Source organism: Mesorhizobium sp. M0751 (assembly GCF_040320265.1).
Taxonomy (GTDB): Bacteria; Pseudomonadota; Alphaproteobacteria; order Rhizobiales; family Rhizobiaceae; genus Mesorhizobium.
The window spans coordinates 1-9,800 of sequence record NZ_JAMYPH010000049.1 but is presented as its reverse complement, the minus strand read 5'-3'; the positions used below and the strand labels follow the sequence as shown (position 1 = coordinate 9,800).

The window sequence follows — 9,800 nt, the reverse complement described above, 5'->3', positions numbered from 1 at the left end:
CCCGCACTTGGCGTGCTCCCGGTGCCCCTGTCCCGGATGGTCGCACCATACGCCGAAAATCGCTCATCTCCAGCGAGGATCGGATGGCACCGTCATGATCATACCGGTTACCAACGCCATCGAGGCGCTGAACTCAAAGCTGCGGCGGGCGGTGCGAACGCGCGGTCACTTTCCCAATGACGACGCGGCGATGAAACTGCTATATCTGGTGCTGAACCACGCCGCCGAGGAATGGAAACGCGCCCCGCGCGAGTGGTTCGAGGCCAGAACACAATTCGCCCTCGTCTTCGGCGAAAGGTTCGTCAGCTAGACGAAACCGGCCTCGCGCACAGAATTCCTGACAGTCCCGGGCAAGTCGCTGCGCGATGGCCGGGTGGCCCTTGACAACCACCTGCGCGCGGGCGGCCAGCGCAAAGGAAGGTCGGACGAGGAGATGGTGCCAGCAGTCGGACGCGGAGGTGGAACATGATCGCAGAGGCGAACGTAACAAGGATCAACCCATAAACATTCCACCTGCCGGTGGAAAAGGGGCGTCCTTCGCGGACGATGAATGAGGTGAGTTCGCGAGGGTTGCAGTACCGGTTCCGAGATTGTTCCGCATCATTCTCCTGAATCTCCATCAAGGGTAGGCCGAGCGCCGATCCCGGACAGAAGCCAGACCCCGCGAAGGATGCGCAACGCCGGCGAAGCCGAAGGCCCGAAAAGCGCTTGACTTCAACACGCCGAATAGAGAAGCAACCCTCGTTTCAAACCATCTCACAGCCGGCAACCAGAAAGGGTCTTACACAAAAACCTATTGCGTGATCCGTTCTAATACACGGTCCAGCGCCCGCTTTAATGCGTTCGAACCCCCGTTGCGGTCGAAGTCCTGAAATACCTGCTCGTTCAGGCCCCCTTTGGTGGCAAATTCGCGACTCAGATTGATGAGGTCGACATCCTTGCCAGCAAGGAGCGCTGTCTCAGAGATACTGGCGAACAGGGGCGCAAGATAGGCGCGGCCCTTCTCTTCCGGTAGACCGTGTTCCGCGAGCCACTCCGTCGTACGGTGCATGATGCCGAAATACGTCGCCATCAGCGCGCTTGCGGCGGCGAGGAGGTCGTATTCCGTCTTCGTCTCGCATTCGACGGCGCTGCCGAGCACATTGAAGATCGCCGCCGTATCGGCGTCCGGTGGATAGACGGCGGTGACGCCCTTGCGACGCGCGACAAAGGGTAGGGGGATCGCCTGAGTGAGGGCCACATCCGCTCCGATCCATTCCAAAAGGCTCGGTCGGCTCGTCGCTGCGACGACGCTGATCACTCTCTTTCCGTCGCGGAGCTGCAAGGGGCGGACGACCTCTTCCGCGATCTGGGGGCGGATCGCCAGCACGAGGGTGTCGCAGCCCTCGACGATCGCCTGATTGTCACTGGAGACGAGTACCTGGGGGAAATCAGCCGCGAGCTTCGCCGAAACATCCGTGCTGCGCTGGGAGACCATGACGTGCGGCACTGCCGCCGGCGCGGCGAGCAGGCCGCGCACCATGGCGTCGGTGATGGCGCCGGTTCCGATGAAGCCGATCTTCTCGGGCAGAGGCATGATCGCTCCGCTGCAACTAGGGAAACCAAGAGAAACGTCGGTCGTGTGGTTTTCGCACAGGAGCTGGATAAAGTTATCCTAGAACTGCCAATATGGGCATGAGCAGCTCGACATCCTTGGCGCGGATCCCTTCAAGCGTCAGGTTATGCTCATCGGTCAGAAGATAACCGCTCGGTCAGAAGATAACCGCCGCCGAGCGCTCGATATTCGAAGTGCAGATGCAGGATGCGCTGGACCCGATTAAGCAGCCGTTCGTGGAAGAGGCGAGATAGGAATTCTTGCCGGCATAGGCGATTGCCATATGGAACTGCCCGTTGGCCTCCGACATCTTCAGATGCACGTTAGTCTCCAATCCGCGCTTCTCGCTCGAAGTTGCCCAACCTAGTCCGTTGGATTGGAATGCGCTTCGCCGACCGAACGTGTGGAAATAAACTGCCGTCGAAAATTTGATTGAGGTTCGTTGCGACGAAATCGGCAGCGCCGTACTGGTCCTGATGCAACTCGCCGCGGTTGTTGAGACCAGTGGTTACGAGAAGTGAGTCGAGCCCGGCAGCTTTTGCGCCCCTGATGTCAGTGTCAACCTGATCGCCGACCATTAAAAGACGGTCGGTACCGGCCCGAGCGATGCACACCTCGAAAATCGCTCTTCCCGGCTTGCCCATTATCTCTACTGAGATTGGAGGAGCACCGAAGGGCGCTAGTCCAGCTTGAAGCATTGGCCCTATTATGCCTGGTCCAAAGACTAGTGTGCCGTTTTTACCAGGATAAATGATGTCCGCGTTTGCCTCTATAATACGGGGCATTTCCCCCGTTTCGATCAGGCTGCGTCGAAAGGTCGACAGGATGTTATCGGCGGCCCGTTTAAAATCGAAACCTTCGTCATCGAGCACCACGAGCGTGTCGAATGTCTCGACCGTGTCAGCGCAATGAAGATTTGGATGCTTGCTGAAGATGTCATGCGCAGCCTGTGCACTGCCCACATAGGAAACTAGCCGCCCGGCAGCCAGCTCTTCGAGTACGCGATGCCGCGCAACACCTCCCGCGGACACGATACGGTCGAGAGCCGGGATCGGAAGTCCGGCGCCGCGGAGACGCGCCAGTATCGTTTCATCCGATCCACTGCTGATATTCGTCACAATGTAGTATGGCTGACCGGACATGTTCAGTCGGGCCAAGATATCAGCGGCGCCGGGGAGGGCGTCATTTTCGCTGATCAGGACCCCCGTCGCGTCAAAAAGTATCGCTTCATAGCAATCTGCCAGTGTCCTTGCAGGTGGGCTTTCGAGGGCGGCGGTTAGAGGACAAGCGGACTCCGTCCTCGGTTGAACCGCGCTCACCTTAGAGGGCGGAAAGTAGCTGTGACGCACGACCGCTTCGGGTGGTATGCCGGCCTCGCACGTCTCGCTAAAAGCCCAGGCCAGCCACTCGCATAAGATCGCCAAATCTTCTGTCTCGACCGTAGGCCCCGCCCATATCCGGAATCCCGGGGGTGCGTCACCGTAGCTCCAGATGTCAAAAGCCGCGCCTTCGGCTTCGAGTAGACGGATCATCCCCGCAACGATTTCATCGCCGTCCTCCTTCTCGCCGGCAGCGAGTTGCTCTCCTACAAGCCGAAGAGTAATTGAGCAGGTGGAGCGTGCTGCCGGATTGGTGCAAGTCCAATCAATCCAAGGAGTAGAGTTCACCCAATCGGCCATCACAGCGTAGTTGTTGGCAACCCTGTTCAGAAGCGCGGATAGTCCACCGCACGCTTCGGCCCAGTCGAGCGCAGAGTGGATGTCCTCGACGGCGAACATGCTGGGGGTCGAGATCGTGCGGCCGCCAAAGAAGGCTTTGTTTACAGATCCGTCGGCGTTGTGCAGTCTCATGAGCCTGGCTACAGGCTTACGTCCGCCGACCTTCAGCCGCGCCTGGGCCCGAGGCGAGAGCGCGATCATGCCATGGCCGCCTTCCCCCCCCAGCGCCTTCTGCCATGACCAGCACAGAACATCGATCCGATCGAAGTCGATGGGCCTTGTAAAAGCTGCCGAGACGGCATCTGCGATCACAAGCCCGGCACGGTCAGGAAGAATCCAGTCAAGATCCGGTGGACAAACGCCGCTGTTGGTGCCGTTTAGCACTAGAACGATGTCGTGAATGGGGTCGATCCTGCTCGTGCTCGGAAAATCTCCGAAAGCACAAATGTGCCGATTTTGGGGGGCAAGCGCCAACGTATCGATCTCATTTGCCCAATACTGCGAGAAGCTGTCCGACACGAATGTCTCGACCGGAGACGGGCCGAGTAGATTGTGTAAGGCCATGCTGCAGGCTCCAGTGCCCGAACCGGGCACGATTCCGCAGAGCCAGCTATCAGGCAGTTCTAGCAAAGAGGCCATGCGCCTGACTACTTCTCCCAGCCTTTCTGCTCCCTCGGAGCTCCGGTGACTCCGTCCAACATAGCGCAGCATAGTTGGCTGCACGCTCCAACCGGGATGTTTGCGGCAAGGGCCTGATGAAAACCGTGGATCGGACGGGAGGGCCGATGGTTTCACTACTGCATTTGATGGAGTCATGGCTTTCTCCAAGTCGGGAAAAGGGAACCTCGACAGAGATATCTGCGATCAGGCGATGTCCTGCGCCATCAGCGCCGACAGCTTTTCATCGGCAAAACTCATCCGCTCATCGGCGCGAAGTTCCGAAAGGCGCCTGATAATTGCGGCTTCAGACAAAGCTCCGCATTCACAAAGCTTTTGAACATAGGACGGATGGATGAAGTTTGAGCCCGCGAATTGATATGCCGCGCTGCTGCCCCAGCCATACCGTTTGTGAAGCGGATCGAAGTGCCTCAAGACGTGCTCGAGGAGCACCCGTTCCTTGGATGTTTCGAGACGCGCGAGAAGCGGCAGGAGCTGCTCACTAGCCGTATTTCCTGCCCCGCGGCCCATGCCGGCCATGGTGCAGTCTATCCAGGTCGCTCCCGCCATCGCGGCGGCCACCGAATTGACCACTGCATATCCGCGGTTGTCATGCCCGTGGAATCCAATGTCAGGCTCGATTCGATCCGCAAACCGGCCGATAATTTCCTGAACGCGTGTCGGCGTCATAGAGCCGAAGGAATCGGCAATATATAGCACGTCGATGGTGTCGATCTGCTTTACCGCCGTCAGGCACATCTCAACTTCTGCGGCGTTTGCTGCATCGATCTGCATGAGATTCACAAACACACGGAAGCCTTTCCGAGACAACTCAGCGAAAATGTTCCTGCAGGCAGCCAAGTTCCTGTAATGCGTCGCCACGCGGACGGTCGTGATATGTCCTGGCACTAGTCCTTCTGTCAGGCGGGTCACGGCAAGGGGTATAGGCAGTTCGCTCGCAAGCACGTCCTTGGCATCGATCATCACACATGCCTTGACCAGGAGACCAGCAGCCACCTGTTCGGCCTTAGAACTCGTTACACTGGCGAAATATCCGTGGCTCTCAGGCTTTCCAGCGAGCCCCAGCTCGACCATGCGCACCGGGAGAGTGTTGATGGTAGCCACATAGTCCGACACCAGTTCCGGTGCGAAATCCCAGCCTGTGTAGTAGCCACCGTCACGCAAGGTGCAGTCTAGGAAGTTCACTTCATCTGGAATTTTGCTTAACATTGCCTAGCCACCTCCAAATACCACCACAACATCGAAGCATTCTGTATCAGCTCGCGGCGTAGCCCCCGTCGACATAGAGAATCTCGCCTGTCACAAACGATGCAGCTGGGCCAGCGAGAAAAATGTAAGGCCCGAAATACTCGGACAAGTTGCCGCGGCGTCGCATCGGCGTGAGTGCCATTGCGCGGCGCTGATAAGGGGTATCGAGATTAGGGTGCACTCCATTCATGAAGTTGTTGATGAACCCAGGTGCGACGGCGTTTACCCGAATACCTTTATCGGCCCATTCTACTGCCATTGTACGCGTCAATTGATTGATGCCCCCCTTACTCGCAGCATAGACAGCTAGGCCCGGTATGCCGAGCGAACTGGCGACCGAAGAAGTCATGATGATGCTGCCGCCGCCTTGATCCAGCATTGCTTGGGCGGCAAACTTCGCACAATAGTAGTAGCCCCGCAGATTGGTATCGATGATTTCGGCCCATTCCGGCTCTTCATATGACTGCGCTGGCTTAATGATGTCGGTACCTGCGTTGCAGATCATCACATTGATCTGCCCGAACCTGTCGACCGTGCCACCGATCAGTGCCTTGCAATCGTCGTGCGACCGCACATCAGCGCGGATAGCCGTGACGTTGATTCCTTGGCCCGCAAGTTCGGCCTCTGCTTCGGTCAGCTCTTCAATATCGTGTGAGGAAAGGACTATCTTGGCACCCAATTGCCCAAAACAGGTAGCGAGCGCCTTCCCTAGACCGCGGCTCGATCCCGAAATGCAGACTACCTTGCCGGCAATTCCGAAAAGTTTCTGGTATCCTTCGCCAGCATGATTGCGATTTCGATCCGACATTAGTATACCACTCTAACTATTACCTCGTTTGCTTTGGAGAGGGTCACTTCGTCAATGGTCGCGAAATGGTGTGATCGACCAACCGATCAAGTCGACGGCACGCTGAAGTATCGCCTCGGTGTCAGGAAGACTGGAGGAAGCGGCGATGACATGTCCCAACAAGTCTAGATCATCGCCTTTTTTGAAAATGGTCCTTTTGGTTTGATCGTAAAATTTGACCTCGACAACACCTGGTACAGCAGCGGCTTCGCTGTCCCCACCGATCCAATCGAGCGTGCCACTGCGTTCAGCAAGTAGGTATCGTGCGACCGCTGTCTGCGAATGCCTTTTGCGCAAATCCCATTCTTCGCCGATGGCAAGCTTAATGTGCGCGGTGATGAGATCAACGCCGTAAGACAGACGAACCAGTTGGGGTATCGGCGAGCCGTGAAGGCGCGGATTGACCTCAATGACGACTGGGCCACGCATGGTCCACCGGACTTGAATGCCCGCTGGCCCCCAGCCCAGGCCGAGAGCGCGCAAACAGCGCAGCGAAATATCGGTTATACGCTCATACTCTTCTTCAGTCAGTGGGGCCGGATGAATTTCGTCCACCGGCGGGACGAAACGCGGTGGAGGGCCGGAGTGGTAGACGCTAATCCCAATGACCTCATTCCCCATTGTATTGACCCCATAACTTGAGCCCTGTGCGAATTCTTCGACCAGCATCCTCGGCCCAAACGGCCATATATGCTGCCCGCCCAACAGATAGGAGGTATGTTGAGCTAACTCGTCGGCAGTGCAACACAATCGGACGCCCTCGCTGTTGCTGCCCACCGCAGGCTTAACTACTACCGGCAGTCCGAGCTCCGCAGCAGAATCCTCGACTTCAGCTGCATTGGTCGCCAAGCGATAAGCAGGCATCGGAACGCCTGATGCCGCGAGAAGTTTACGCTGAGTGTACTTATCGCAGCATTGTTCAACAGCGTCCGGATCCGGTCCCGGCAGATCGAAATGGCGGCAGAGCTTGCCAACTGTCGCATACACTGGGTCCGACGCGCCGGTGATGCCAGCGATTCCATAGGTCTCTTGGAGCCTGGAACATTGGCGGATTAGCGCATCCAGATCGTCTGTATCAACACGGATTGTCTCAGCCTCTTTCGCCCCAAAATGGTCGTACCGAGTTGGATCGTCCGAAAGGGTAATTGGCTGGAGGCCAAGACGCTGAGCGGCCTGGACGTAAAGCAGCCCCGCGCCCATTCTTGTGCCTCCAACCAAGATAAACGCTCTTGCCATTGCTGTGGACCCCTTCTGTGCGTGCCGTGCGGCGGTCTGGAGTATTGTCGGCATCGCTGGACCTCAGACCTTGCCCCAAGGCTACCATCGTTAACGATTTTGCGGCGTTAAGAATCTGCAAATGTTATTTCGAGTTTTGTTGCAACACCTGCTGTTCGGGACGCAGCTTTCGAAGCTCGGCGAGGACGTGATCGAGACGCTGGCTGTGATCCCGCGCCAGTGGAACGTCATCCAGACGGTGCGCGAGAAGTTCTCGTGCCCGAACTGTGAGACGATCACCCAGCGGCCGGCGCCGTCCATGTCGTGCGCGTGACTGGGCAGGTCCCGGCTTGCTCGCCAATCTGCTGTTCGACAAGTACGGCCAGCATCAACGTAAGCGGGTAGCTGATGCCGTTCAGCGATGGTAGTTCCAAGGCATGAGCGCCTCGATAGCGCTGTTTGGCCAGCCATTGGCGATGCGCTCGAGGGTCTGGGTGAGCCAGGCGTGCGGATCGACCTGGTTCATCTTGGCGGTGGTCAGCAGCGTGGCGATGGTGGCCCATGTCCGTCCGCCGCCGTCGCTGCCAGCGAAGAGGCTGTTCTTTCGGGTAATTGTCTGTGGCCTGATGGCGCGCTCGACGGTGTTGGAGTCGATTTCGATGCGGCCGTCGGTGAGGAAGCGCTCCAGCGCGGCACGCCGGCCGAGCGCATAGCGGATCGCCTCGGCGGGCTTCGATTTTCCCGACAGCTTCGGCAGCTCCTTTTCCCACAGCGCAAAGAGAGCGGCAACGACGGCGGCGGATTTCTCCTGACGCGCAGTTATCCGTACTGCCGGGTCCTGGCCGCGTACGGCCTCCTCGGCGGCCCACAGTGGGGCCATCTGCGCCACCGTCTGCGAGGCGATAACGGAGGAGCCTGCGGCATGCAGTTCGTAGAACTTGCGCCGCACGTGCGACCAGCACGCCGCCAGCGTCACGCCGTCGTTGCCCCGATCGGATCGGGCCAGCCGGTTATAGGCGGCGTATCCGTCGACTTGCAGGATCCCGCGATAGCCGTCCAGATGACGGGCAACACATTCGCCGGCGCGGCTGTCCTCGAAGCGATAGACAACAATGGGCGGTCCACTGCCGCCAAAGGGCCGATCATCGCGGACATAGGTCCAGAGGTAGGCCGTCTTGGCCTTGCCAGATCCCGGCGCCAGCGTTGGCAGCGTGGTCTCATCGGCGAAGACCCGCTCCCCCTGCTTGATGCGGGTCAGTGCGTAATCGGCGAGCGGCTCGAGCTCGAAGCCGAGCTTGCCCATCCACTGCGCCATCTGTGACCGGTCGATCTCGACCTGATCGCGGGCATAGATCGCTTCCTGGCGGTAGAGCGGCAGGCCATCGGCGTATTTCGACACCGCGATCTGCGCCAGCAGCGCTTCGGTCGGAATGCCGCTTTCGATGATGCGGGCGGGCGCGGCTGCCTGGATGACGCCGTCCCAACCCTTGTAGGCATATTTGGGGCGACGCGTGACGATCACCCGGAACTTCGCCGGGGTGACATCGAGCCGTTCGGAGACGTCCTCGCCGATCAGGATCTTTTCCAGCGCTTCGCAGCCAGCAGGCGTCTCGGGCTCGATGACCACCTCGATCCGTTCGAGATGGGCCGCAAAGCCTTTGCGAGGGCGCGGGGCGCGCTTCGCTTTCGAGCCGCCCGCAGACTTCTCCATCTGCGCTTGGATGGCCGCCACGCCGGTTTCGATCTCGTCGAAGACCAGAGCGTACTGCTCCTCGCTCAGCGCACCGGCCCGCAACCTTTCGGAGCGGCTGCCGAAGCGGGACCGCTCCAGCATCTTCACCACCGCCGTCAGTCGTGCGATCCGCTCCTCGGCGCTCTTGTTGACCAACTCGAGATGCGTATTGTGGGCTTCGAGATCGGCATTACGCTCTTCCAGACCGGCGGCTTTTTCGGCCATGGCAACAACCATCGCCTTGAGCGCGTCAACGTCGTCCGGGAGCGCGAGATCGGGTGCCGACATGGCCAAAATCAGAGCATATTCGCGGGCAATTTTCCCGCGTTTTCAGCTCCCTGATTCATCATGCCGCAGGGTTTTACCCAACCGATTGCGGCCGCCTGACGGTCTCCGTTCGAACCCGTTTCCAGTCCATTCCGTCAACCAGAGCCATGAGCTGAGCATGATTGAGCTGGACCCGGTGGTGGCCGATCCGCGGCCAGCAGAACTTCGCCTCATCCAGCCGCTTGGCATAAAGACACACGCCGCTGCCGTCCCACCAGACTATCTTGATCCTGTCCGCTCTTTTGGCGCGGAATACATAAAGTGCGCCGTTGAATGGATCCGAGCCGGCATCGCGCACCAGTGCCAAAAGGCCGTCGGGACCTTTTCTAAAATCGACGGGATGACTGGCGACCAACACCTTCACGCCAGCCGGGATCATGCCTGGCGAACCGCCCGGATAATCCGCACCAGCTGCTCCTCATTGATATCGGCACCGGCGCG

The 9,800-nt window shown here is 58.9% G+C and carries 8 protein-coding genes and 2 pseudogenes; 2 read left to right on the top strand and 8 right to left on the bottom strand.

Features of this window, described 5'->3' with window-relative positions; all coding sequences use genetic code 11:
- Positions 1-310: transposase (locus NKI19_RS32975; RefSeq protein ID WP_502899374.1), on the top strand; the 310-nt coding region annotated here is incomplete at its 5' end.
- Between the two features lie 483 nt (positions 311-793).
- Here NKI19_RS32975 and NKI19_RS32175 read toward each other — a convergent pair.
- The 6 genes and pseudogenes from NKI19_RS32175 to NKI19_RS32150 all read right to left on the bottom strand — a co-directional run bounded on the left by NKI19_RS32175 (position 794) and on the right by NKI19_RS32150 (position 7,285).
- Positions 794-1,576, bottom strand: a complete 783-nt coding sequence (locus tag NKI19_RS32175; protein ID WP_352567661.1) for a pyrroline-5-carboxylate reductase — start codon at positions 1,574-1,576, stop codon at positions 794-796.
- 24 nt (positions 1,577-1,600) lie between these two features.
- Positions 1,601-1,928 (bottom strand): annotated as a pseudogene (locus NKI19_RS32970) (FCD domain-containing protein); the annotation flags it as partial.
- Complete coding sequence (locus NKI19_RS32965; RefSeq protein WP_502899375.1) at positions 1,918-3,126, bottom strand: HAD-IIA family hydrolase; 1,209 nt, start codon at positions 3,124-3,126, stop codon at positions 1,918-1,920. The pseudogene NKI19_RS32970 and the gene NKI19_RS32965, both read right to left, overlap by 11 nt.
- Before the next feature lie 1,050 nt (positions 3,127-4,176).
- On the bottom strand, positions 4,177-5,199 hold the full coding sequence (locus NKI19_RS32160; protein WP_352567664.1) for a hydroxymethylglutaryl-CoA lyase-like TIM-barrel protein: 1,023 nt from the start codon (positions 5,197-5,199) through the stop codon (positions 4,177-4,179).
- A 46-nt stretch (positions 5,200-5,245) separates the two neighbouring features.
- The gene (locus tag NKI19_RS32155; RefSeq protein WP_352567665.1) at positions 5,246-6,046 is read right to left on the bottom strand and encodes an SDR family NAD(P)-dependent oxidoreductase; all 801 of its coding nucleotides are present in this window, start codon (positions 6,044-6,046) and stop codon (positions 5,246-5,248) included.
- Between the two features lie 51 nt (positions 6,047-6,097).
- Positions 6,098-7,285, bottom strand: a complete 1,188-nt coding sequence (locus NKI19_RS32150) for an ATP-grasp domain-containing protein (protein ID WP_352567666.1) — start codon at positions 7,283-7,285, stop codon at positions 6,098-6,100.
- A 199-nt stretch (positions 7,286-7,484) separates the two neighbouring features.
- Here NKI19_RS32150 and NKI19_RS32145 point away from each other — a divergent pair.
- Positions 7,485-7,692, top strand: a pseudogene (locus tag NKI19_RS32145) (IS66 family transposase zinc-finger binding domain-containing protein); the annotation flags it as partial.
- 23 nt (positions 7,693-7,715) lie between these two features.
- On the opposite strand, the gene tnpC reads toward NKI19_RS32145, so the two are convergent.
- The gene (gene tnpC, locus NKI19_RS32140; protein WP_352951281.1) at positions 7,716-9,320 is read right to left on the bottom strand and encodes an IS66 family transposase; all 1,605 of its coding nucleotides are present in this window, start codon (positions 9,318-9,320) and stop codon (positions 7,716-7,718) included.
- 73 nt (positions 9,321-9,393) lie between these two features.
- Positions 9,394-9,738, bottom strand: coding sequence for an IS66 family insertion sequence element accessory protein TnpB (gene tnpB / locus NKI19_RS32135; RefSeq protein ID WP_023675163.1), 345 nt, complete (start codon positions 9,736-9,738; stop codon positions 9,394-9,396).
- Positions 9,739-9,800 lie beyond the last annotated feature (62 nt).

Coding starts and splice junctions, on each gene's coding strand:
- NKI19_RS32160 (WP_352567664.1), bottom strand. CDS start 5,199: ATGTTAAGCAAAATTCCAGATGAAGTGAACTTCCTAGACTGCACCTTG.
- tnpC (WP_352951281.1), bottom strand. CDS start 9,320: ATGTCGGCACCCGATCTCGCGCTCCCGGACGACGTTGACGCGCTCAAG.
- NKI19_RS32965 (WP_502899375.1), bottom strand. CDS start 3,126: ATGATCCGTCTACTCGAAGCCGAAGGCGCGGCTTTTGACATCTGGAGC.
- NKI19_RS32155 (WP_352567665.1), bottom strand. CDS start 6,046: ATGTCGGATCGAAATCGCAATCATGCTGGCGAAGGATACCAGAAACTT.
- tnpB (WP_023675163.1), bottom strand. CDS start 9,738: ATGATCCCGGCTGGCGTGAAGGTGTTGGTCGCCAGTCATCCCGTCGAT.
- NKI19_RS32175 (WP_352567661.1), bottom strand. CDS start 1,576: ATGCCTCTGCCCGAGAAGATCGGCTTCATCGGAACCGGCGCCATCACC.
- NKI19_RS32150 (WP_352567666.1), bottom strand. CDS start 7,285: ATGGGCGCGGGGCTGCTTTACGTCCAGGCCGCTCAGCGTCTTGGCCTC.